21 protein-coding genes are annotated in these 25,032 nt (G+C 46.5%); 14 read left to right on the top strand and 7 right to left on the bottom strand.

The window, feature by feature from the left end; translation table 11 throughout:
• From QUA57_RS28740 to QUA57_RS19475, 3 genes are all read left to right on the top strand, one after another.
• Positions 1-120 (top strand): CHAT domain-containing protein (locus QUA57_RS28740; RefSeq protein WP_445304491.1); only part of this gene is annotated, 120 nt, incomplete at its 5' end.
• An 85-nt stretch (positions 121-205) separates the two neighbouring features.
• Positions 206-3,265, top strand: coding sequence for a CHAT domain-containing protein (locus QUA57_RS19480; protein ID WP_445304490.1), 3,060 nt, complete (start codon positions 206-208; stop codon positions 3,263-3,265).
• A gap of 85 nt (positions 3,266-3,350) precedes the next feature.
• Complete coding sequence (locus QUA57_RS19475) at positions 3,351-6,650, top strand: CHAT domain-containing tetratricopeptide repeat protein (protein ID WP_333062953.1); 3,300 nt, start codon at positions 3,351-3,353, stop codon at positions 6,648-6,650.
• 473 nt (positions 6,651-7,123) lie between these two features.
• Here QUA57_RS19475 and QUA57_RS19470 read toward each other — a convergent pair whose 3' ends face one another.
• Together QUA57_RS19470 and QUA57_RS19465 are read right to left on the bottom strand one after the other, a co-directional pair.
• Positions 7,124-7,945 (bottom strand): SDR family NAD(P)-dependent oxidoreductase, encoded by an 822-nt coding sequence (locus QUA57_RS19470; RefSeq protein WP_333062942.1) that lies wholly within the window; start codon positions 7,943-7,945, stop codon positions 7,124-7,126.
• A 754-nt stretch (positions 7,946-8,699) separates the two neighbouring features.
• Positions 8,700-10,133, bottom strand: a complete 1,434-nt coding sequence (locus QUA57_RS19465) for a carotenoid oxygenase family protein (protein WP_333062941.1) — start codon at positions 10,131-10,133, stop codon at positions 8,700-8,702.
• 73 nt (positions 10,134-10,206) lie between these two features.
• Here QUA57_RS19465 and QUA57_RS19460 point away from each other — a divergent pair, with 73 nt between their 5' ends.
• From QUA57_RS19460 to QUA57_RS19430, 7 genes are all read left to right on the top strand, one after another.
• Positions 10,207-11,244, top strand: coding sequence for an LD-carboxypeptidase (locus QUA57_RS19460; RefSeq protein ID WP_333062939.1), 1,038 nt, complete (start codon positions 10,207-10,209; stop codon positions 11,242-11,244).
• A 97-nt stretch (positions 11,245-11,341) separates the two neighbouring features.
• Positions 11,342-12,100, top strand: coding sequence for a methyltransferase domain-containing protein (locus QUA57_RS19455; RefSeq protein ID WP_333062952.1), 759 nt, complete (start codon positions 11,342-11,344; stop codon positions 12,098-12,100).
• A gap of 221 nt (positions 12,101-12,321) precedes the next feature.
• Positions 12,322-13,323, top strand: coding sequence for a cytochrome c oxidase subunit II (locus QUA57_RS19450; RefSeq protein WP_333062937.1), 1,002 nt, complete (start codon positions 12,322-12,324; stop codon positions 13,321-13,323).
• Between the two features lie 78 nt (positions 13,324-13,401).
• Entirely contained in the window at positions 13,402-15,207 is a 1,806-nt protein-coding gene (gene ctaD, locus QUA57_RS19445) for a cytochrome c oxidase subunit I (RefSeq protein WP_333062936.1), read from the top strand.
• Between the two features lie 122 nt (positions 15,208-15,329).
• The gene (locus QUA57_RS19440) at positions 15,330-15,953 is read left to right on the top strand and encodes a heme-copper oxidase subunit III (RefSeq protein ID WP_333062934.1); all 624 of its coding nucleotides are present in this window, start codon (positions 15,330-15,332) and stop codon (positions 15,951-15,953) included.
• Complete coding sequence (locus QUA57_RS19435) at positions 15,950-16,396, top strand: hypothetical protein (RefSeq protein ID WP_333062932.1); 447 nt, start codon at positions 15,950-15,952, stop codon at positions 16,394-16,396. Before QUA57_RS19440 ends, QUA57_RS19435 begins: the two co-directional genes overlap by 4 nt.
• Positions 16,397-16,566: 170 nt before the next feature.
• Entirely contained in the window at positions 16,567-17,799 is a 1,233-nt protein-coding gene (locus QUA57_RS19430) for a hypothetical protein (protein ID WP_333062930.1), read from the top strand.
• A gap of 14 nt (positions 17,800-17,813) precedes the next feature.
• On the opposite strand, the gene QUA57_RS19425 is transcribed toward QUA57_RS19430, so the two are convergent.
• From QUA57_RS19425 to QUA57_RS19410, 4 genes are all read right to left on the bottom strand, one after another.
• Positions 17,814-18,113 carry a (2Fe-2S) ferredoxin domain-containing protein gene (locus QUA57_RS19425; RefSeq protein ID WP_333062928.1) on the bottom strand — a complete coding sequence of 100 codons (300 nt, stop codon included), beginning with the start codon at positions 18,111-18,113 and terminating at the stop codon, positions 17,814-17,816.
• Between the two features lie 121 nt (positions 18,114-18,234).
• Positions 18,235-19,209: a cysteine synthase A gene (locus QUA57_RS19420; RefSeq protein ID WP_333039694.1), complete on the bottom strand. Its 975-nt coding sequence runs from the start codon at positions 19,207-19,209 to the stop codon at positions 18,235-18,237.
• A 65-nt stretch (positions 19,210-19,274) separates the two neighbouring features.
• A complete protein-coding gene (locus tag QUA57_RS19415) occupies positions 19,275-19,859 on the bottom strand; it encodes a Uma2 family endonuclease (protein ID WP_333062927.1) in 585 nt (194 codons plus the stop codon).
• Between the two features lie 195 nt (positions 19,860-20,054).
• The gene (locus QUA57_RS19410; RefSeq protein ID WP_006632618.1) at positions 20,055-20,693 is read right to left on the bottom strand and encodes a peroxiredoxin; all 639 of its coding nucleotides are present in this window, start codon (positions 20,691-20,693) and stop codon (positions 20,055-20,057) included.
• Between the two features lie 160 nt (positions 20,694-20,853).
• Between QUA57_RS19410 and QUA57_RS19405 the strand changes: the two genes are divergently transcribed.
• From QUA57_RS19405 to QUA57_RS19390, 4 genes are all read left to right on the top strand, one after another.
• Positions 20,854-21,129 carry a hypothetical protein gene (locus QUA57_RS19405; RefSeq protein WP_333062925.1) on the top strand — a complete coding sequence of 92 codons (276 nt, stop codon included), beginning with the start codon at positions 20,854-20,856 and terminating at the stop codon, positions 21,127-21,129.
• 95 nt (positions 21,130-21,224) lie between these two features.
• A complete protein-coding gene (locus QUA57_RS19400; RefSeq protein WP_333062924.1) occupies positions 21,225-21,587 on the top strand; it encodes a cupin domain-containing protein in 363 nt (120 codons plus the stop codon).
• 548 nt (positions 21,588-22,135) lie between these two features.
• Positions 22,136-23,017 (top strand): ChaN family lipoprotein, encoded by an 882-nt coding sequence (locus QUA57_RS19395; RefSeq protein WP_333062921.1) that lies wholly within the window; start codon positions 22,136-22,138, stop codon positions 23,015-23,017.
• A gap of 38 nt (positions 23,018-23,055) precedes the next feature.
• A complete protein-coding gene (locus QUA57_RS19390; RefSeq protein ID WP_333062920.1) occupies positions 23,056-23,637 on the top strand; it encodes an NAD(P)H-dependent oxidoreductase in 582 nt (193 codons plus the stop codon).
• 509 nt (positions 23,638-24,146) lie between these two features.
• Here QUA57_RS19390 and QUA57_RS19385 read toward each other — a convergent pair.
• Positions 24,147-24,980: an inositol monophosphatase family protein gene (locus QUA57_RS19385; RefSeq protein ID WP_333039709.1), complete on the bottom strand. Its 834-nt coding sequence runs from the start codon at positions 24,978-24,980 to the stop codon at positions 24,147-24,149.
• Positions 24,981-25,032: the final 52 nt, after the last annotated feature.

Raw genomic sequence — 25,032 nt, 5'->3', positions numbered from 1 at the left:
GAACAAAAGTTAGCGCCGGCGGCAGCTTTGAGGGCGGCGCAGATGGAAATGATGCACCAAGAAAAATGGAAATCTCCTTATTATTGGGCGGCTTTTACCCTTCAGGGCGAGTGGAAATGATAGAGCGGACATAATATCACTTCTTCCTGCCTTTACACTAAGCGAGCTAGTGATTAAAATTGATAAAAATACAAAAGGGGTGGCTATGTTCGATCGCACTCAATGGTTTTTGGCTGGTATGTCGATCGCCCTTTCGGTTCAGCTAAGTCAGCCAGTGGCAGCAGCCGTGCCCGTTGGTAAGGTCGTACAAACAGCACAAACTAACAGTAGCGAGGCTGCCCAAAAAGTATATGAAGAAGCAGAGAAACTCTACGAACAAGGAACAGCGGAAGCCTTAAGAGGTTCGATAGCCAAATATGAAGAAGCATTAAAACTGTATCGATCGGCGGGCGATCGCGAGAAAGAAGCTGTCACCCTTAACAGCATCGGTTTAGTTTACTCAGAATTGGGAGAGCAACAGAAAGCGCTACAGTATTTGAACCAGTCGCTTCCCCTGAGTCAAGCAGTCGGCGATCGCTCGCAAGCAGCTATTACCCTCAGCAACATCGGCTTAGTTTACTCAAAATTGGGACAGCCACAAAAAGCGCTAGAGTATTTCAACCAATCCCTGCCCCTGGGGAGAGCCGTTGGCGATCGCAGCGGGGAAGCTACCACCCTCAGCAACATCGGCAAAGTCTACTCGGATTTGGGAGAAAAACAGACAGCTTTAGAATATTACAACCAATCCCTTCCCCCCACTCGCGCCTCGGGCGATCGCCACGGGGAAGCTATTACTCTCAACAACATCGGCAAAGTTTACTTGGATTTGGGAGAACCACAAAAAGCTTTAGAATATTACAACCGATCGCTTCCCTTGAGTCGGGAAATTGGCGCTCGCTCGCTTGAAGCTACCACCCTCAACAACATCGGGGCTGTCTGCTTAGCTTTGGGAGAGTCACAAAAAGCTTTAGACTATTACAACCAATCCCTTCCCTTAAGTCGCGTAGTCGGCGATCGTAGCGGGGAAGCTGTCACCCTCAGCAACATCGGCACAGTCTACTCAAATTTGGGAGAGAAACAGAAAGCTTTAGAATATTACAACCAATCCCTTCCCCTAAGTCATGCCTCCGGCGATCGATCGGCGCAAGCTAATATCCTCAACAGCATCGGGGCTGTCTACTCAGAATTGGGAGAGCAAGAGAAAGCTTTGGAATATTACCATCAATCCCTCCATCTAAGTCGGGAAATCGGCGATCGCAGCGCGGGATCTCTCACCTTCAACAACATTGGCAGAATCTACGACGATTCGGGAGACAAACAAAATGCTTTAGAGTATTACAACCAATCCCTTCGCCTGAGTCGGGAAGTGGGCGATCGCAGCAGGGAAGCTACCATCCTCAAAAACATTGGCTTAGTTTACTTAAAGTCGGAAGAGAAACAAAAAGCGCTACAGTATTTTAGCCAATCCCTGGTTCTGAGTAGGGCTGTCAGCAACCCCGAAATAGAAGCTGTCAACCTTTTCGGCATGGCTGCAGTCAAGCGCGAGCAAAACAATCTTACCGAAGCCCTCAACGACATTGAATCCTCTCTCAAAATCATCGAAAACCTCCGCACCAAAATAGCTAGTCCAGAACTCCGCAGCTCATACTTTGCGACAGTACAGGACTACTACGAATTCTACATCGATTTGTTAATGCAACTGCATAAAACTAATCCTAAATCCGGTTATGATACAAAAGCCTTAGAAGCCAGCGAACGTTCGAGGGCCCGCAGCCTCCTCGAACTCCTCTTTGAAAGTAATGCCAACATCCGGGAAGGCATTTCCCCCGATTTATTGCAACAAGAAAAGAGCCTGCAACAGCAACTCAATGCCATTGAAAAGCAGCGCATCGAAGCAGTCCGCCTTCCTAACCCCAACGCAACTAAAATCGCTGAAATCGACTCGGGCCGCCTCGCACTTTTGGAACAATATCAGCAACTCCAAACAAAGATTCGTACCGCCAGCCCCCGCTACGCTGCCCTCACCCACCCCCAACCTTTAACACTGACAGAAATTCAGAAACAGATTCTCGATGAAAACACTATTTTATTGCAGTATTCCCTCGGCACAAACCGCAGTTATTTGTGGGTGGTTAGCCAAAAGCAACTCACCAGCTATGAATTGCCAAAACGCGCAGATATTGAAACAGCAGCCGGGAAGTTTCGAGACGCAATAACTAGACCAATCCACAGAGAAATTCCCCAACAAGTTGCCGAAGCAAGTGCCAATCTGAGTCAATTAATTTTCCAGCCCGCAGCAGCCCTATTAGGCAATAAACGCTTATTAATTGTTCCAGACGGCGTGCTGCACTATACCCCTTTTTCGGCTTTAACTCTTGACCCAACCAGGGGACAAAATACCAATGTTCCTTTAATTGCCGAGCATCAAATTATTACCCTGCCTTCCGCCTCAAGTCTCGCCATTCTCAGGCAAAATTACCCCGATAGAAAACCGCCCGGCCAAACTTTAGCAATTTTAGCAGATCCTGTTTTCAGTCCAGACGATGAAAGAATCAAAGGAAAAATCACCCCAGCAACAACAGAAAAATTAGAAGCAAATAACCTCGGTTTAAATCGCTCGCTTCGTGCTTCCGAGATAGAATGGCCACCAAAACGCCTCGCATTTAGCCGCCAAGAAGCTCAAACAATATCTAGCTTATTCCCCTCAGCTTCTAGCCGTCAAATATTTGATTTTGATGCCAGTCGCACAACTGCTACCGACGGCAGTTTAGCTAATTATCAAATCGTGCACTTAGCCACCCACGGCATGGCCAACAACAAAAATCCCGAACTGTCAGGAATTGTGATGTCTATGGTAGATGACAAAGGCAATCTTGTCAATGGTTTCTTGCGACTCACGGATATTTTCAACTTGAAACTGGCGGCAAATTTAGTGGTTTTAAGTGCTTGTCAGACGGGAATGGGACAAAATGTTAAAGGCGAAGGAATGGTGGGATTAACTAGGGGTTTTATGTATGCGGGGGCGCAGCGGGTGGCAGTGAGTTTGTGGAGTGTGGATGATGAAGGAACTGCGGTGTTAATGCAAAAGTTTTATCAAAAAATGGTGCAACAAAAGGTAGCGCCGGCGGCAGCTTTGAGGGCGGCGCAGATGGAAATGATGCAGCAAGAAAAATGGAAGTCTCCCTATTATTGGGCTGCTTTTACCCTTCAGGGCGAGTGGAAATGATATAGCGGACATAATATCACTTCTTCCTGTCTTTACACTAAGCGAGCTAGTGAGTAAAATTGACAAAAATACAAAAAGGGTGGTTATGTTCGATCGCACTCAATGGTTTTTGGCTGGTATGTCGATCGCACTTTCGGTTCAGCTAAGTCAGCCAATTGCAGCAGCCGTGCCCGTTGGCAAAGTCGTACAAATAGCACAAACTAACAGTAACGAGGCTGCTGAAAAAGCATTAAACGAAGGACTACAACTCTACCAGCAAGGAACGGCCCAAGCTTTAAGAGGTGCGATCGTCAAATTTGAACAAGCATTAAAGCTGTATCGAGAAGCGGGCGATCACACTCGTGAAGCTCGCGCCCTCAACAACATCGGCCTAGTCTACTCAGATTTGGGAGAAAAACAGAAAGCGCTAGAGTATTACAGCCAGTCGCTTCCCCTGAGACGGGCAGTAGGCGATCGCCGTGGGGAAGCTACCACCCTCAGCAACATCGGCACTGTCTACTCCGAGTTAGGAGAAAAACAGAAAGCGCTAGAGTATTACAGCCAGTCCCTTCCCCTGTATCGAGCAGTAGGCGATCGTGGCGGGGAAGCTCTCACCCTCAACAACATCGGCAATGTCTACTCAGAATTGGGAGAAAAACAGAAAGCGCTAGAGTATTACAGCCAGTCGCTTGCCCTGGATCGGGCAATCGCCGATCGCAGTGGGGAAGCGAAGACCCTCAACAACATCGGCAGTGTCTATTCAGATTTAGGAGAAAAACAGAAAGCGCTAGAGTATTACAGCCAGTCGCTTGCCCTATTTCGGGCAATCGGCGATCGCCGTGGGGAAGCGAACACCCTCACCAACATCGGCTTAGTCTACTCAGATTTGGGAGAAAAACAGAAAGCGCTAGAGTATTACAGCCAGTCGCTTCCCGGGAGACGGGTAACCGGCGATCGCCGTGGGGAAGCTATCACCCTCACCAACATCGGCAGTGTCTACTCAGATTTGGGAGAAAAACAGAAAGCGCTAGAGTATTACAGCCAGTCGCTTCCCCTGAGTCGGGCAGTAGGCGATCGCGGCGGGGAAGCTGGCACCCTCAACAACATCGGCAATGTCTACGATGATTTGGGAGAAAAACAGAAAGCGCTAGAGTATTACAGCCAGTCGCTTCCCCTGAGTCGGGCCCTCGGCAATCGTGGCGGGGAAGCGAACACCCTCAACAACATCGGCGGTGTCTACTCCCAATTGGGAGAAAAACAGAAAGCGCTAGAGTATTACAGCCAGTCGCTTCCCCTGAGTCGGGCAGTAGGCAATCGTGGCGGGGAAGCTACCACCCTCACCCGCATCGGCCTAGTCTACTCAGATTTGGGAGAAAAACAGAAAGCGCTAGAGTATTACAGCCAGTCGCTTGCCCTGAGACGGGCAGTAAGCGATCGTGGCGGGGAAGCTGCCACCCTCCACAACATCGGCCTAGTCTACGATGATTTGGGAGAAAAACAGAAAGCGCTAGAGTATTACAGCCAGTCGCTTCCCCTGAGTCGGGCCCTCGGCAATCGTGGCGGGGAAGCTGCCACCCTCACCCGCATCGGCAGTGTCTACTCAGAATTGGGAGAAAAACAGAAAGCGCTAGAGTATTACAGCCAGTCGCTTCCCCTGAGACGGGCAGTAGGCGATCGCGGCGGCGAAGCGAACACCCTTTACAGCATAGCTTATGTCAAACGCGACCAAAACAATCTTCCCGAAGCCCTCAAAAATATTGAAGATTCTCTCAAAATCATCGAAAACCTCCGCACCAAAATTGCCAGCCCAGAACTTCGCACCTCATACTTTGCCACAGTACAAAACTACTACGAATTCTACATCGATTTGTTAATGCAACTGCATAAAACTAATCCTAAATCCGGTTACGATACAAAAGCCTTAGAAGCCAGCGAACGTTCGAGGGCCCGCAGTCTCCTCGAACTCCTCCTTGAAAGTAACGCCAACATTCGCGAAGGTATTTCCCCCGATTTACTGCAACAAGAAAAGAGCTTGCAACAGCAACTCGATGCCATTGAAAAGCAGCGCATCGAAACAATCAGCACCCCCAATCCCAACGCAACTAAAATCGCTGAGATCGACAAACAGCGCCTCGCACTTTTGCAACAATATCAGCAAATTCAAACCAAGATTCGTACCGCCAGCCCCCGCTACGCTGCCCTTACCCAACCCGAACCTTTAAGGTTGCCAGAAATTCAGAAACAGATTCTCGATGAAAACACGATTTTATTGCAGTATTCCCTCGGCAAATACCGCAGTTATTTGTGGGTTGTCACATCAACCGGACTAACCAGCTATGAATTGCCAAAACGCGCAGATATTGAAACAGCAGCCCGCAATTTCCGAGAGGCAGTAACTAGCCCAATCCAAAGAGATATTCCCCAACAAGTTGCCGAAGCGAATGCCAATCTGGGTCAATTAATTTTACAGCCCGCAGCAGCCCAATTAGGAAACAAACGCTTATTAATTGTTCCCGACGGCGTGCTGCACTATACCCCTTTTTCGGCTTTAACTATTCCCCCAACTCGGGGACAAAATACCAATGTTCCCTTAATTATCGAACATGAAATTATTACCCTGCCTTCGGCCTCAAGTCTCGCCATTCTCAGGCAAAATTACGCAGATAGAAAACCGCCGGGCCGAAATTTAGCAATTTTAGCAGATCCTGTTTTCAGTGCAGATGATGAAAGAATTAAAGGAAAAATCACCCAAGAAACAACCGAAAAATTAGAAGCGAACAACCTCGGTTTAAATCAATCGCTTCGTGCTTCTAATCGGCAATGGCCACCGGAACGCCTCGCATTTAGCCGCCAAGAAGCCCAAACAATATCCAGCTTATTTCCCTCAGCTTCTAGCAGTCAAAAGATTGATTTTGATGCCAATCGCACTACTGCCACCGACGGCAGTTTAGCTAATTATCAAATCGTTCATTTCGCCACCCACGGCCTTGCCAACAGCAAAAATCCCGAACTGTCAGGAATTCTGATGTCGATGGTAGATGACCAAGGTAATCTTGTCAATGGCTTTTTGCGGCTCACGGATATTTTCAACTTGAAACTGGCGGCAAATTTAGTGGTTTTAAGTGCTTGTCAATCGGGAATGGGACAGAATGTTAAAGGCGAAGGAATGGTGGGATTAACAAGGGGTTTTATGTATGCGGGCGCGCAGCGGGTGGCGGTGAGTTTGTGGAGTGTGGATGATGAAGGAACTGCTGTGTTAATGCAAAAGTTTTATCAGAAAATGGTGCAACAAAAGTTAGCGCCGGCGGCAGCTTTGAGGGCGGCGCAGATGGAAATGATGCAGCAAGAAAAATGGAAATCTCCCTATTATTGGGCTGCTTTTACCTTGCAAGGGGAGTGGAAATAATATACAGCACTTTTGCTGGTAAGTAAGTACATAGCCCTTGTAGGGACACGGCAATGCCCATTGGTGTCAAGTTAACGTTAAATCGGTAGTCCGACCGTCCCATAGTCCGACAATCCGATAGTCCGACAATCCGATAGTCCGACAGGGAATGAATTCCCTGTCTAATAGCTAAAGTCCTCTGAAGAGGACTAATGAGTTTAAAAATTCGGTGTTGCTGGGCGTTGCTGAATACAGGTAGGAATTCAGATTTCCCAATTGCTATAAAACAAGTATGGTCAGTTTTGTAACATCAAGCGAAAAGTTGATTCCTACCGTAAATCAGCAATGTCAAAAATTCATCTTCTCAGTCCTCTTCAGAGGACTTGAGCTATTAGACAGGGGTTTCAACCCCTGGCGGACTGGCGGACTAACGAGTGGGCGGGCTGACAGCTTAAGTTGACACCAATGGCCGAAGAGCCCGCCCATAAAAGGGTTTATCGCCCGCTAGCTAAAGCCTCCCGCAATTTGCGGCCCCGCGATTTATCCCGAAGTTCGGGAGTCGCCATCCGCAACACAAAATCCAGCAACCAAGGCGCAATTCGGTGACACCAAACTGCTAGATGACTTTGCCATCCTACCAAGATTTCCGGTGCATCTTTCTGCAATCCCGCGACAAGTGCTAGGGCAACTTTTTCGGGAGTTGTGGGCACTACCCAGCGAAATTGCTCCAAGTCTCGCACCATGTCGGTATCTGTTAGAGATGGCAGCAAAGCTGTGACTCGAACATTGTACTGAGTTAACTCGCTGCGTAAAGCTTGGGTGAATCCCAAAATCGCAAATTTGGTAGCAGAATAAGTTGCCATGGTGGGAGCGGCAATTTTTCCCATTAAGCTCGAAACATTGACGATTGTTCCTTCTTTTTGAGTCGCCATTCGCCTCGCTATCAAGCGGGTAATTGTGTAGGTTCCGAGCAGATTTAAGGCGATCTCTTCCTCGATTAATGGGAGTGGCGAACGCAAGAATGATGCTTGGTGCGCGACGCCTGCACAGTTGACTAGCAGGTGAATCGGGCCGCTATCTCGCCAAGCTTGGGCGATCGCAATATTCACCGCAACTGACTGAGTTAAATCCAAAGCTAACGGCACTACTTCTGTGCCAAAAAGATCGATTTCCTCTGCCAGTTCAATTAATTGCCTGCGGTTGCGCGCCACAATCAACAAACGTTTGACTCCTTGTCTCGCTAATTCCAGGGCGATCGATCGCCCAATTCCGCGCGAAGCCCCTGTAACAAGAGCTGTTTTTCCTTGAAGTTGCATAGATTAAACCTTTTGGTTGATGCTCACCGCGGCACGGAGTTATGAGTTGTGAGTTGTGAATTATTAGTTATGAGTTGAATGTTTTGGCGGTAACAACTCATAATTCATAATTTTGGGAAAGGCTATCTTGTTTCGATAGACCTCATTTACTTGTGGGGTTAACTCAAAACCAAAAACTGTTGAATCGCTAACGTGCGCGTGAGTTGAACTAAACTTTTGGTTTGCCAGAAATCAGTCCAATATCTGGTCTTTTAACCTCATTCCAGCAGACCAAGCTGAGATGAGAAAACCGAGTCGGAAATCATGGTCAAGCGAGCTTTATTACCGCTGTTTCTTCAGTTCGCGGAGGCGGAGTTTGCCTGTGTAGCCGCGAATAAACTCGCCTGGGATTGGTGATCCGCGAATTTGTGATTTACCGGGGTTGGAGAACCCCTCTTTCTTCACTCCGTGGAGGCGGATTTTGCCTGGGTAGCTGCGAATAAATTGGCCGGGAATATTCGCCCGGATTCGTTATTCGCCAGGGCTTAATTACCCTTCTTTTTGTAGTCCGCAGAGGCAGACGATATCCTGTGCAACCGCGACTTAAAATCGCCGGGGATTCGTGCGAATTGGCACAGGATAATTGAGCAATGCAGATTATCAATTCCACACCTCCTAGATATGAGAATTTCCTATCTACACACACCTTAACAACTTGACAGAGAAGCGGCAACAATTTTTAATAAATCTTCCGCAACACTTCTTTACAATTTTCTCATACTGCCGATTTCCAAGTGCCGTGAAAGCCCAAAGGTATGACACCGGGCAATTCTAGCGTGCAAACAGGTTCGCGGGAAAGTCCGTCGCTGTCAAATATCCAGACTTCGCTGCTGTCAGAATTGCCGTCATAAATAACTGTTACTATCCAACCTTTCTCCGACGAAATATCTGGAACGTAGATGGGCTCTGCGGGATAGCGATTTTCGCCCAAGTCGGCAATTGTGAGATTGCGGGTTTGCGTGTCCAAACGGGCGATCGCACCATAACGTTCCGGTACAATATCAACGTCAGGCCGATACATTGCCAGATAAATATATCGCGAGTCTTGCCCTATTTCTGAAGCAGGTACCGTCGGAAATTCGCAAGCTTGATCCAGCAATTCTTCGGCTGCTGTCACTTTGCCAGTTTGAGGATTGAGATGCACCCGCCACAGGGAACCCTCCGCATCGGTGAGAGTTTCGCCCGCCGCTACTTCTTTCAGCCGCTGATTAGTTTGAAAGTCAGCGAAGCGCACAAAATCAACCGCTACCGAACCATCTTCCTTGACAAAACCGTTAGCAAAATGCCACTGAAACCAAGAATCGGTTTCGCCGCGACTAACTAAAGATAGAGTTTCCGAGTCAATAACTAATATCTGCGTTCCTAACTCTGGTTTCCATTCAAAAGACTCGCTGTAACTGCTAATTCCAGCCAACACTGGTAAAGCTTTTAGTCGCATCGGTGGCACAAAAAATATGAGATACTTTCCCGCCAAGACAAAATCGTGGATCATGGGAATTCCATCTAAAGCAACACTTGCTTTTTGCACGATTTTGCCTGTAGGATCGCTTTTATACAGATTCAACTTTGTAGTCGCACCCTGTGCAATCCCAAAGTTAAAAATATTCCCAGTAATCGGGTCACGCTTGCAGTGAGCGGAATAAGCAGATCCACTCTCTAAACTGCCTAAATCGTCCGTTCCGCGAGTTTCCAAGGTTTGCAAATCGAGGCTGTGAGGCAAGCCGGCTTCCCACAAAGCTAAAAGGCGATCGGGCAAAGCTAAAACTGAAGTATTGGCAACATTTTTAACAGATTTAGTCCACCGCAACCACAGAGGCACCGGTGCTGTCATGCCATAATTACTGTAGAGAAATTTATCAGCTTTTTCCTCAGCTTGATATCCCGCTGTCTTCACGTAGCGATAGACAGCCGCAGCACCGGCATCGGTAAAATGTACTGCCAAAATTGCACCGTCGCCATCAAACCAGTGTCCCGCATTCATGCCGCCGCGTTCCAAACGTGCGGGCCCGTTGCGGTAGAGACTGCCGCGCAATCCTGCAGGAATTTTACCGCTTTTAACGGATAACTGAGTCAGCGGAAATTCCGCAGCCGGACGGGCTAAAGCTTGAGCCCAAGATTTTTTAGCTGAGATTTTAGTGTCTGTTTTCATTTGAAACTGGCAATTTTAAACTGATATTGCAGAAATTTTCCTTTACAATTATAGCAAAAATTACCTAACAGCTATGACTCTCCGCCGCCGTGCTCTGCTGACAACTTTTGGGCTGACTGCTATTGGTACTCAGCTTGTGCCGTTAGCGAAGCCCTCGAATCGGATCGCCCAAACCAACCTATCTCCCAAAAGTGCGATCGTGAAGCCGCGCCGCCTGCAAGTTGGCGATACTGTAGCTTTAATCAATCCTGCCGCTTTCAACTACAAAAAAGAAATCGAGGATTTTTTTAAAGTTATGGAAAAGCTGGGTTTAAAAGTTAAATTGGGAGAGCATTTTTACGACCGCTACGGCTATTTAGCGGGCAAGGATGCCGATCGCGCGGCCGATGTCAACGCAGCCTTTGCCGATGACTCAGTGCGAGCTATTTTTACCGGGATGGGCGGCTGGGGCTGTGCTCGGATATTGCCGCTCCTGGACTACAATGTTATCGGCAACAACCCCAAAATTATTATGGGATTCAGCGATATTACTGCGCTGTTATTGGCGATTTATGCTAAAACTAATAGAGTTACTTTTCACGGCCCTTTAGGTGCGTCAACTTGGAGTCCCTTTACAGTAAATTACGTCAAAAAAGTTTTGTTTGACGGAGGTTCTGTGACGATGCAAAACTCCAAAAGCGTGCAAGTTCAAACAATCGGGCGGGGCACAGCTAGGGGCACACTAATCGGCGGCAATTTATCAGTAATAGCAGCAATGGTGGGTTCTGCATATTTACCGCAGTGGGAAAACAGTATTTTGTTTGTTGAGGAAGTTGGCGAAGAAGTTTACCGCATCGATAGAATGTTGACGCAGCTTAAATTAGCGGGCATTCTCGATAAAATATCAGGTTTTATTTTCGGACAGTGTACAAAGTGCGAAGCTGAAAAACCGCAAGAGTCCCTAACCTTGCCTCAAGTCTTGTCCGACCACATTCGCCCTTTGAAGATTCCCGCGTGGTACGGTTCAATGGTGGGACACATCCGGGAACAGTTCACTTTGCCGATCGGTCAAGAAGTCGAAATCGACGCTGACTCTGGTACAATCAGATTATTAGAATCCGCTGTCAGCTAAATCTTAAACTATTCTCGATATTCGCTCGGCTGTTCCTCTGGTTCTGCATTACCGCGCAGAGCCTGGTAATGACAAAATTAAACATACAATTAGGACGATCGTGAAAAACCGACAATTCCTCAAACATCTAGCAGCAATTATCTTAGCAATAATTTGCATATTGCCGCTCAATGCGTGTGCAGCCGTAAGTAAAACCGCCGATGGCGACCCAATTTATCAGCAGCGGACAGTCCACAATCCTGACGGAACCGGCAAATTTTACATGGGTCGAGAAATTGCTCAAGTCATGGGATATCAAGGTGCTGGTTGGCTCGAAAGACCGTCTCGCGGCATGGAAGAAAAATCAGCTAGATTAGTCAACAATCTCGATTTAAAACCAACCGATATTGTAGCCGACATTGGAGCAGGAACGGGATATTTTAGCTTTCGCATCGCTCCCTTAGTTCCAGAAGGAAAGGTTTTGGCTGTTGACGTGCAGCCGGAAATGATTGATTTTATTAAATTGAATAAACAAGAAAAAAATATTGCTAACGTTGAGCCAGTTTTGGGCAGTATCGACAATCCAAATTTGCCGGAAAATAGCGTAGATTTAGTTGTGATGGTCGATGCTTATCACGAATTTGCATATCCTAGAGAAATGATGCAAGGAATTGTGAAAGCACTCAAACCGGGAGGCCGCACGGTATCGATCGAGTATCGGGGCGAAAATCCGCTGATTCCCATTAAAGGTTTGCACAAAATGACGCAGAAGCAGGTTAAAAAAGAAATGGCAGCCGTCGGTTTAGTATGGAAAGAGACAAAAGATATGTTACCTCAGCAGCATTTGATGGTCTTTGAGAAACCATCTCAAATTTAGCAGGCAAACAGAGCGATTATATAGCATTTTTAAGCATTTTTGTCAATGTACAAAAGACGTATTTTTTAGGTGATCGGGCGATCGGTCAAACATACTAAGCCTTAAGTAACCCTTAAGATAGACATTTTACTAAAAATACCATTTACAATTAAAAATTGATAACCCAGAGGCGCTTCCTTCATTTTTCAAGCGAAGAAGTGTCGCTATTAAGAAGTACCAGCGTGAACATTCCAAGTTCCATCCTCACCATGCTCGCCGGCATCGGAGTGACTCTGATCAGTCTCTGGTACGGGCAGAATCACGGTTTACTGCCGATCGCCGCCTCTGATGAAGCATCCGACATAGACGCACTTTTCAATACAATGATGACCATTTCCACTGGACTATTTATCATGGTCCAGGGAATTCTCATCGTTGCTGCAATTAAATATCGCCGTCGTCAAGGAGACAACACAGACGGGCCGCCTTGGCATGACAACTTTCCCTTAGAAATTCTTTGGACAGCCGTGCCGGCGGTGATTATTTTAGGAATCGGAGTCTACAGTTTTGAGATTTACAACTCAATGGGAGGCCTCGATCCGATGGGCAATCACGACCACGGCACCATGCAAGCGCACTCTAAAATGCGGGGAAGTGCGATCGCAGCCACACTCTCAGATACACCCCAAAACGCCCCTCAAATTCCATCTCAAAAACTCGTTGCTTTAGGCGTAGGCGCTTCCCCAGAAAATGAAGACAAACCAGCAGACTTAGTTGTAAATGTCACAGGTTTGCAGTACGCCTGGATTTTTAGCTATCCAGAAAGCGGCGTTAGTTCTGGCGAACTGCATATGCCAGTCAACCGCGACGTACAGCTAAATATCTCAGCTCAAGACGTGCTGCACGCATTTTGGCTGCCGGAATTTCGCCTCAAACAAGATGCAATTCCCGGCCGGCCGAGCGAACTGAGATTTACACCAACTAAAACCGGCGAATACCGGGTTGTTTGTGCTGAATTGTGCGGCGCTTATCACGGAGCGATGAAAGCTGTAGCAGTCGTTCACACGCCAGAAGAATTCGACACTTGGCTGCAAAGCCAGCAAGTTGCTAGCAGTCAAAACTTAGAGCAAGCAGTTGCAGTCAATCCTGGGGAATTGTCAGATGGAGAATTTTTGGCTCCCTACGTCAGGGAAATAAAAATTAATTCCGAAGCCCTAGAACAACTTCACCCAACTCATCACTAAAAATAGTCATTAGTTCTGGCCACTGGGTATTTTATCCTGAGCTAATAACTAATGACTAATAACTAATGACTAATAACTATGACACAAGCACAGTTCCAAGAAAGTGCAAACACTGAGGCTCGCGGAACAGCGCCCGCTGATAGACATTGGCGCGACTACTTCACTTTTAATACCGATCACAAAGTAATCGGTATTCAATACCTGGTAACAACATTTATTTTCTATCTAATCGGCGGCGTGATGGCAACTTTGGTGCGAACAGAACTCGCCACCCCCGACGCCGATTTTGTCACCCCCGAACTCTACAACAGTTTATTTACTGTTCACGCGACGGTGATGATCTTCCTGTGGATCGTACCCGCCGGAGCCGGATTTGCTAACTTTTTGATCCCCTTAATGATTGGGGCAAAAGACATGGCATTTCCCAGACTGAATGCCCTTGCCTTTTGGCTAATTCCCGTAGGCGGCGTGTTGCTGTTGAGCAGTTTTTTGGTAGGAGCTCCGCAGGCGGGTTGGACTTCCTATCCGCCTTTGAGCTTAGTTACTGCTCAAGCGGGGGAAGAAATTTGGATTCTCAGCGTCTTAATACTAGGAACTTCTTCGATTTTGGGGGCGGTGAATTTTGCCGTTACCATTTTTACCATGCGGGTTCCGAGCATGAGTCTCAATGAAATGCCTTTGTTTTGCTGGGCGATGATTGCGACTTCAGCGCTCACTTTGATTGCTACTCCAGTCTTAGCCGCAGCTTTGATTTTGCTGTCGTTTGACTTGTTAGCGGGGACGGCATTTTTTAACCCGACAGGCAACGGCGATCCCATCGTCTACCAGCATTTATTCTGGTTTTATTCGCACCCGGCAGTTTACATTATGATTATGCCCTTTTTCGGGGTGATTTCAGAAGTTTTGCCGGTGCATTCGCGCAAGCCAATTTTTGGTTATTTGGCGATCGCATATTCCAGTCTCGCGATCAGCTTTTTGGGCTTGATCGTGTGGGCGCACCATATGTTTACCAGCGGCACTCCCGGCTGGCTGCGGATGTTTTTTATGATCACGACTATGATCATCGCCGTACCAACTGGGATTAAAATATTTAGCTGGTTGGCAACTATTTGGGGAGGAAAACTCCGGCTTGTCAGCGCGATGCTATTTGGGATGGGTTTTATCTCAACATTTGTGCTCGGCGGCATCACCGGAATCATGGTGGCTTCCGTACCTTTCGACATTCACGTTCACGACACTTATTTTGTCGTCGCTCACCTACACTACGTGCTGTTTGGCGGCTCAGTGTTTGGAATTTACGCTGCTTTTTACCACTGGTTCCCCAAAATGACGGGGCGGATGATTAATGAATTTTGGGGTAGAGTTCACTTTGTTTTAACTTATGTTGGCTTTACTGTAACTTTCCTGCCGATGCACGCTTTGGGGATGCAAGGAATGCCCCGGCGGGTGGCAATGTACGACCCGAAATTTACCACAATTAATGTCATTTGTACTGTCGGTGCTTATATGCTGGCAGTGTCTACAATCCCGTTTATCATTAATGTGATTTGGAGCTGGAGGTACGGCCCGAAAGCAGGTGACAATCCTTGGCAAGCTTTGAGTTTGGAATGGATGACGACTTCGCCACCTCCGATCGAAAATTTTGAAGGAGTGCCGGTATTGGCAACGGGGCCTTACGATTACGGCATGGAAAAAATTCAGAATACCGGGGAACGTCTCAGGCTCAAGCTGAGGGAAAATGCCACCCGCAACACCCAGAAAACAGGTATCCCTATTGCGGAGGCTCAAGCTTCAACTTTCTTTGGCGGTACTGCAACTTTGGTCGCTCCTGAATCAGAGGTAAATGCTGATTCTCCTGCTGATGAAAGTCAAGATGGCGAATAGTTATTAGTCATCAGTCATTAGGCATGGTTGACTGTTGACTGTTGACTGTTAACTAATGACTGATGACTAATGCCAACTGCCAACTGCCAACTGACAACTGACTTCTTCATTACCAATTTCTTATGCAAATTCCAGCGATCGATCCGACAAAAACAGCCCTAAATTACCATCACGAGGGCGAAGTAGAAGCACACGGTGTCGAGCATCCCGACCACCGAATGTTAGGTGTAATTGTGTTCCTGTGCGCTGAAGGCATGATATTTTTCGGTATGTTTGCCGCGTATTTGATTTATCGGGCGATGGCCCCCGTGTGGCCTCCTGAAGGTACGCCGGAGCGCGAGTTATTGCTGCCGGGAATCAATACGGTAATTCTGATTGCTAGCAGTTTTGTGATTCACAATGCGGATACTGCAATTAAAAAGAATGATGCCGCCGGAATGCGGAATTGGTTGCTCGTAACTATTGCTATGGGCGCAGTTTTCTTGTTCGGTCAGGTTTACGAATACGCTCATTTAGAGTTTGGCTTGACGACTAATTTGTATGCCAGTTGTTTTTACGTTTTGACTGCTTTTCACGGCTTGCACGTTACCTTGGGAGTGCTGTTTATGGTGGCGGTGGTGTGGCGATCGCGCGCGCAAGGTCACTATTCTAGCGAGCACCACTTTGGAATAGAAGCGACTGAGATTTACTGGCACTTTGTCGATGTGATTTGGATTGTTTTGTTTTTGCTGCTGTATATTTTGTGATCCCAGAGGCTTCTCGACCTCTGCCACAAGAGATTTGTACGACCCCCAATTGGGGGTTTTTTATTGTTTGGAGAGTGCGATCGCCTTTCATTCACCTCCTCAAAGCCGATCGCGCTAAACTAAAAGTAGCAATTCTCTTATCCAGCAGCATTGAGAAAATTATGCAGTGCGAATTGTGCGATCGACAAATGGAAGCATTAACCGCCCATCACCTCACCCCCAAACAAAACACCAAGCGGAAAAACGAAGATCCCAGCCCGACAATCGACATTTGCTCAGCCTGTCACCGCCAGATTCACTCTCTATTTGACAACAAACACCTCGCCCAAGAGCTCAACACCCTGGAAAAGCTCAAAAATGACCCTGAACTCCAGAAATTTGTCTCTTGGATTAAGAAACAAAAAACCAACAAACGCATTCAAGTACGCAGCAAAAAAACTTGATCGCAGGGTCCGAACTTGGATATATAGTCCTGGCCGCAGTTACTGTCTGCCGCCCGCTTTCTTCATTAATTTTCGTTTCCTAACCCAAAAATTTATATAGAAACCCGGTTTGTTTGCGTAAATCCTAGTATAGTGATTTACTTATTTGTAACAAGCTGCCAACAATTATTATGAACCTCACCTCCCTCGAACTCGCAAAAGACCGAGCGCGTATCTACAAAAACTACCTCCAAATGGAAATAGATGCCAAAGCGAACATAAACAAACTAGCCTTTTTAGACCGGGGCATTGAAAAATCCCCTTACCAACAAGAAATTAAAAACTATCCCGATTATCTCAAACAGAAACCCGACGGCATAAAAGTAATTAGCTCTATTCCCGGACCCAATAATCCCCTCAAACTTACCCCATTTCCCAGCCTGGGAGAACTACCTCAAATTAACTCTCAAGCTTTAAGTTTCCTCCACGCAGACATCAAAGAAGCCTGCGTTTGCATTGGTACTTTTGTAGAGGGCAAAATTCAGGCGCAGTGGCTGGGAAAAAACGCACTTACCAATGCTGAGCAGTGGAGTGCCACTAAAATTATCGCACTCCTTAATATCGTCAGTCAACTAAATAGCAAATATCCCGACTGCGACATTGACAACTGCGTTGTTAGAGATGGCAACGGGCAAAAACATGATTTTTATTTTTACGAGGTAGCAAAAGACATGATTAACTATGCCTCCAATATAGGAAGTTCAAACTCCTTAGCTGCGATGTTCAAACGCTTTGATACTCGCATAGGATTAGAGCAATGGCTGAAGAGCGCTACTGGCAATAATGACCTAATTTTTCGTGGCGATTACGGCGAAAATCCTTATCTCACCAACCCAAAAATCTTCGATCTCACCAAAAAACAAGTGCTTTTAAGTGCCGCAGTAAACAGCACCAAACAAAAAAATTCCGTATCTGCTTATGACTTGACCAGGCTGATTTCCATGTTAGGATGGCACTTCCACATCGAACAGCAATCGCGCATGAAAGCATCTCAGTGGAACAGCTTAGAAAGCATTGTCAGAGCAATGGGACATGACAGCGCTCGATATGTGGACGTAGCAATTAAAACTTTGGGCATGGATAGCCTGATCACTTCTCCAGTAATTATCTCAAAATTGGGTTACGGACTCAGCTCGATCAGGGGAACCCTAGAAACAGTTTATGTGGCTTTAGTGCGGTTTGTTGACGAGCGGCCGAAGGCGGCGGGAAAGCCGGCAAAAGTCAGAACTTTAGCCATGAGTTTGCGGGCAGAAAAAGCTGTAGGCGGTTCCAGCAGTGTCGATCGCTTGGCGATCGAACAAGACGCCAGAGTCGCCGCCGAAGTCACCGAGATTCTCCGCCGGTTGTTTGCCGAAGAATTTTAAAGGCGGGCGATCGACTAATTAGAAAGTCGGTGAAACTTGCGGTAAAGCATCTTCTCTACCGGCTTTCCTCCCCGCAAATGTTGCTCAGTTATTGCCGCAACTTCTTCAGGGCAAACGCCATTGTACCAAACCTCTTCTGGCAGCACCAACACCATCGGCCCGTTGCCACACTGTCCCAAACAACTGCTAGCAACAACTTCAACTTCTGAGGGCGACAATTTCTGAAAAGCTGCCAGTACCTTTGCTGAATTTTGCTTGCGACAAGTGCGGTTTTGACAAACAAGAACTTGCCTAGAAGATTCGATAATTTTCATATTTTTTACTTGACATTCTGCTACATATATGCTATTTTTTTATCATGGAATAGGTGCGCGCATATACGCCCAGATTTTATATATGCGCAGATTTTAAGGTGCGCCGCAGCGCACCCTACGGTTAATCGGGTGACAATCCTTTGGAAGCCAACCATTGTCGATCGAACAAACGCGACTGATACCGAGCCCCCCCGTCGCAGAGTACCGTAACAATCGTATGTCCAGGCCCCATTTGCTTCGCTAAAGCCACAGCCGCCCCCACATTAATCCCCACAGAACCGCCCATAAACAGCCCTTCTTTTCTCAGCAGTTGGTAAATCACCCGGACAGCTTCAGTATCATCAATTTGAATGGCGTCGTCTACCGGGGCATTCTCCATATTTGCAGTGACGCGGGTGGTGCCAATTCCCTCAGTAATCGAACTGCCTTCAGTCTTAATTTCCCCAGTTTTGAAATAACTGTAAAGCCCGCTGCCCATCGGGTCTGCCAAGACAATTCTAACAGCAGGATTTTTTTCTTTCAAAAACATTCCTACCCCAGCAAAAGTGCCGCCAGTACCAGTAGCTGTTACCCAAGCATCAATTTTGCCGTTTGTTTGTTCCCAAATTTCCGGGCCAGTTGTCTCGTAATGAGCTCGGCGATTGGCTAAATTGTCAAACTGATTGGCCCAGACAGCATTCTCCATTTCCGAAGCCAATCTTCCCGACAATTTGACATAATTATTCGGGTCTTTGTAAGGAACAGCGGGAACAGTCCGAACTTCAGCGCCCAAGGTTTTCAAAGCATCGATTTTTTCTTGAGATTGGTTATCGGGAATCACAATCAAACATTTGTAACCTTTAGCGTTGCAAATGTGGGCCAAACCGATGCCTGTATTGCCGGCAGTGCCTTCAACAACGGTGCCGCCCGGTTTGAGCAAGCCTTTTTCTTCTGCGTCTTTGATAATGTATAAAGCGGCCCTATCTTTAACGGAACCGCCGGGATTTAGAAACTCTGCTTTGCCGAGAATTTCGCAGCCTGTTTCATCGCTGAAGCTGTTTAAGCGAATTAGTGGTGTGTTGCCGATTGTGCCTACAAAGCCGTTTTTAATATCCATATTTTTGGCGTGTGTGTATCCTATGATTAATTTTTACAATAAGTTGATATTTATTGCTAGCAGTTCTACCAAATTTTGCTCATATTGAGTATGAATCCGGGCAAAACGGGGTCGCCGCTGACGGTCGCGGGATTCTCCAAACATTCCTCTGGCAAACCAGGACGGTAAATATAAACTCTGCGATTTTTGCGGTCAATTAACCAGCCTAACTGCACTCCGGGTTCTCTCATATATTCTTGCATTTTTTCTTGCAATGGTTTGAGATTGTCAGAAGCCGACCTCAGTTCTACTACAAAATCCGGGCAAATCGGGGCAAACTTTTGCTTTTGTTCTGGTGACAAAGCATTCCACCGTTCCAGTTTGATCCAAGCAGCATCCGGCGACTTTTCTGCACAAGTTGACAGAGTAAATCCTGTACTCGAAGTAAACGCTAAACCAGTACCATTTTGTTCTGCCCAAACCCACAGTGGCCCAAATATATTACCTTCTCGGTTTCCAGTCTCCGAACCAGTAGGGGGCATAATTAGCAATTCTCCCGATTTGTTGCGTTCAATGCGTAATTCACTATTGATTTGACAGAACTCGAAAAACTCGTCGTCTGTCATTTGCAATTTGGGTGGTATTCGCAACACAATTGTTGATGACAGCATTTTGCCTTTCCTCAAATCTAAAGTGTTTACACAAGATTGCACAATTTCTTTGTTTGTAGTGAGGACTCAACTCCTCAAAAATCAGGATTAAGGACTCAAGTCCTCACTACAAGCTGGTTTTACGCGCGAATTATAGAGGTAAGGTGTGCAGTGCACACCTTACAGAATTAGGTTATGCGTCCAGGAATGTTAAACCTATTTATTCGGCTGAGGAGTCATCCGCAAATAAGGCTTAATCGGCGTATAACCTTTAGGAAATTTCTCTTCCAACTCTTTCGGGTCGGTAATCGAAGGTACGATTACGCAATCGTCGCCGTCTTTCCAATCAACCGGAGTCGCAACGCTGTATTTGTCCGTAAGTTGCAAGGAATCAATTACTCGCAAAATTTCATTAAAATTCCGACCCGTGCTCGCCGGATAAGTAATGCTCAAACGCAATTTCTTTTCCGGGTCAATCACAAAAACTGTGCGGATTGTTAAGTTGTTCAGCGAGTTTGGATGGATCATGTCGTAAATGTCGGAGACTTTACGATCACCATCTGCTAAAATCGGATAATTGAGGGTGACGTTTTGAGTTTCCTCAATATCTTTAATCCAGCCCATGTGAGAATCCACATCATCGACGCTGAGGGCAATGGTTTTGACGCCCCGTTTTTCAAATTCAGACTTTAGACGGGCCACTGCACCGAGTTCTGTGGTGCAAACTGGAGTATAGTCTTTCGGGTGAGAAAACAACACGACCCAGCTATCCCCAGCCCAGTCGTAGAAATTGATTTCGCCTTCAGACGAAGCTTGGGTAAAGTTGGGAACTGTATCGCCTAATCGCAGAGTCATAACGGATTTCCTCTAATTTTATTTAAGGACTGTTCCTTATCATGCCATAATTGCCCGGTTTCTCGATCGAGCTGTAAAGGATTCTAAACTTTTTGGTCGATCGATCGGCAATTCCACTACTGTAATGTATGTGTGGCTTATACCGCTAAATTTTCTTCCTATGCTTTACTTTCTGCTGAAGGCAATACAGCCTATTTTAGTCCCGCTGTGTTTTGTGTCCGCCTGGGGTTTAGTTTTTTTGCTGTGTTTGAGTGTCGGGCGTACTGTCACCGACTCGCTGCGTCGAGCTCAGCGGATGCACCAAATCCCTTGTGCTAACTGCGTATTTTTCACCGGCGACTACCACCTCAAGTGTCCCGTTCAGCCTACTATAGCTTTATCTGAAGATGCGATCGACTGTCCTGATTATCGAGGGCATTCGGGAATTTACGGTTAAAAAATCCGGCCGCCGCTTGACATATTTCTTAACATCTCTGGCTCTTTCAATTAAACTTAAGTTGTGGTAAAGAGATTTTCAGGAGAGGGGAAAGAATGCTAATTCAAAAGCTAAATGCCTGCGATGAGTTTATTGCTGGCGACGGTACTCAACTGCGAGAATTATTGCATCCAGACAAACAAGCTGTGGATTTGCGTTACAGTTTAGCCCACGCCGTTTTGCCACCGCGACAAACTTCTGCGCTGCACTCCCTGACAACTTCTGAAGTTTATTACATCCTCAGCGGCGTTGGAGAAATGCACATCGACGACGAAAATCAATTCGTGGAAGCCGGAGATGCAGTTTACATTCCGCCAAACGCCAAGCAGTTTATTTACAACTGTGGCACAGAGCCGCTAATATTTATTTGTATCGTCGATCCCGCGTGGCGAAAGGAAGACGAGACAATTTTCCAGTAATTTTCTAGTTTTTCTCATTTTAGGCTCGTTACCCGGCTCTGCCCGGTAACGCCTATCTAAAAGCTCTGCCTCTACTGAAAAAAACATCACAAGCCGAAAATCTCTTTTAACAACAACAGCACCCAGCCATATGTACCGAGTGATTTCCTCTTTTTCAACTTCGATGTGGAGTTGCAATAATCCTCGGATTCAGTTGCATTGCTCCCCTCTAATTAGTTGAGGAAGTGTCAGCTTTGTTGGTGGGTGCTGCTATTGGTTTTTGATGAGACAGATGTGAGATTAAACAGCGTTTTTACTCCTTAGATTCTATTGTGAACTTCGCTGTGGTATCTAGAGGTTGTATCTGTCAGAGAAGCTTTTTGTTCGCTTCATATTATTAATTTAGCACCTTCTTCTAGAAGCGCAAGTACCTGCAACTAAACTTTACATTTTTAGAAGTAACCACGGATAATTATGAACTTAAATTAAGCATTGAGCTTTCTAGCTGCTCAGCTAAAATAGTAGAGTTCGGCTGTGCTTGCTGCTGCGAGAAACGGCATAATATCTGTATGAAAACAACCAAACTCATCAAACTATGCGCCTTATCGCTGAGTATCTTTCTGCTGTGCAGGAGTGTAGTGACAGCGCAAACGACGGCGAACCCTCAAGCTGGGCAGACTTACACTAACCAAGAGATTCTGCAACAGTTGGTAAAGGCAAAAGTCGTGTACCTGGGAGAAACCCACGATAGCGCGGAAGACCATCAAGCTCAACAGGCGATTATCCGAGAAATGCAGCGGCAAAATCGGAAAATTGCGATCGCGATGGAAATGTTTGAGCGTCCCTTTCAAAGCGCGATCGACAACTACTTAGCAGGTAAACTGACTGAACAGCAATTAGTCGAGCAAACAGAGTACGATCGCAGATGGCGCTTTCCCTGGGAATCTTACGCCCCCATTTTGCGGTTTGCTAAAGAAAATCAACTACCCGTCCTCGCCTTAAATACACCATCCGAAGTAACGAGAAAAGTTGCCCGTCAAGGTTTAGAAAGCCTCACAGCAGAGGAAAAAAAGCACATTCCGCCAATATCCGAAATTCGCACCGACAACGCCGAATATCGGCAACTGCTGCTAGAAGTTTACCAGCAACACCAAAAGGCTGAACAGGGAAATAGTACCGGTTTTGAAAGATTCTTGCAAGCCCAAGTTTTGTGGGACGAAACTATGGCGGAAAAAATAGCTGAATTTGTCAAAGCAAACCCCGACTATCAAGTTGTGGTGTTGGCGGGTAAAGGACACATTATTTACGGTTACGGCATTCCCAGTCGCGTCGAGAGGCGTTTGGGGGCCGGGAATGTAAAAGTGCGATCGGTTTTATTAAATTCCAATGACAATCCTGTTTTGTCGGCAGATAGACCCATTGCTGACTTTGTTTGGAATCACTCGGAATAGTACAATTATACGCGGAAGCAATAATCAGGAAAAAATCAATGACAAACAGACCAAAAATACTTGCATTTGCCGGGAGTACCCGCGAAGCATCCTATAACAAACTGCTGGTAAAAGTGGCGGCTGCTGGTGCTACGGCGGCGGGTGCAGAAGTTACTTATGTAGATTTGCGCGATTTGCCGATGCCGCTATTTGACGAAGATTTGGAAGCAAAAGAGGGAATGCCAGAAAATGCCCGCCACTTGAAGGAATTGATGGTAGCGCATGACGGGTTTTTGATAGCTTCCCCTGAGTATAACAGTTCAATTACGCCTGTGTTGAAAAATGCGATCGATTGGGTATCGCGCCCAGCACCGGGTGAACCGGGATTGGTGGCATTTACTGGCAAAGTAGCGGTAATTATGAGTGCTTCCCCAGGTGGAATTGGGGGTTTGCGGGGATTGGTTCATTTGCGATCGATCCTGGGGAATATTAACGTATTGGTACTCCCGGATCAGAAAGCAATTCCCCAAGCTTTTGAAGCATTTAATGCTGACGGTACGATGAAAGATCCCAAACAGCAGGACTCTGTTGAGAATCTCGGTGCTAAGTTGTCTAATGTGCTGTCGAAATTAATCGCCTGAAGCAATAAATTCATTTTGCAGTAGGGACACAGCAATGTTGTGTCCCTAATCCTAGTATCTGTTATCTTGCTGGCTGTATCAAGTGCGATCGCAAACCGCAGACTTTTCCGAGTTTCTTCCAAAGTTTATTTTTGTATCTTCCCACAGGCTAACTCTTCGACCTAGCCAATATACCACTCATCTACTTTTTCGCACACCTCAGTAAATCTATTTACCCTTGTGCCTCTACTTAAAAACGGGTAGAATTTTATTTACGAGAGATAATAAATCGTGGAAAACTTACCACAAATTCTACCAGCACCACATCACCCGATCGACGTAAAACAAAACCACCCGATCGCAGATTGGCAGAAATAGACAAGAGTAGGCATACTTGAACCATCGGTCATCGGTCGGTATATTTCTTCCAAACAGCACGGCAGGCGTGGGAGACTCCTCCGTCACGCCTGCCCTGCCGTTTTATTTAATAATTGTTCGATTTCCTACGGGATAGCTTCGCTGCACCTAAATTACCCCATTTTTCTCTTCTTCCAAGCCTCCACAAACGGCAAAAATACCGACACCAACTCCTGCCGATTCATCACCAAAGTTGGATAACAAATCCTCCCGTAATTCTTCCCCACTTCCAGCGGAAAAATCGCCTGGGATTCCAGCGGTAGCCAAACCGCACCAGCAGCCTTCACAATTACCCAACTCCCCGCAATATCCCAAATTTTCGGAGTCGCTTCCACCCCTCCCATAGCCACACCCGAAGCCACAGTCAAAAAATTGTAACTAGCCATGCCCAACATCCGAATTTTACTCGGAAGATGAGGCCCGATTCCCACACTCCGGGAACACAAATTAAAAATATGATTTCCGCTCATTTTATCAGCAGTGGGACAAATCGGCCGATTGTTCAAAAACGCACCTTGAGGCATATTTGCCAATACATTGTCGCCCGCCAAATCCCCTGCATAAAAACCGTGAAAAGATTGATTCACCGGCGGCAAATGCACGCAGCCAAAAACCGGAGTTCCGCGATACAATAAACCCAAAGAAATCCCCCAAATCGGAACTCCCCGAGCAAAATTAGTCGTAGCATCCAGAGGATCGACAACCCAACACCATTCCGTATCTGGGAAAACGTGTTCTCCTTCCTCGCTCAAAATTCCGTGACTGGGAAAAGTAGATGCGATCGCACTTCTAATCTCCGCATCCGCCCAATTATCAGACTGCGTAACCAAACTCCCATCATCCTTCTCATCTGCTTGTGCAGAACCAAAATCTTTCAAAAACTGCTGGCCGACTGTCTTGACAGTAGTCTGAGAAAAACTTAAAATAGAATCCCAAAAATCTTTCATTTGCAGTTTTTTTGTATTAAGGACAAAAGCCCTTGATTAACAAGAGAATGAG

This window comes from Microcoleus sp. Pol7_B2 (assembly GCF_036701035.1).
In the GTDB taxonomy this organism is placed as follows: Bacteria; Cyanobacteriota; Cyanobacteriia; order Cyanobacteriales; family Microcoleaceae; genus Microcoleus.
Note: the sequence above shows the minus strand (reverse complement) of the source record. Positions and strands in the feature narration are given on the sequence as shown.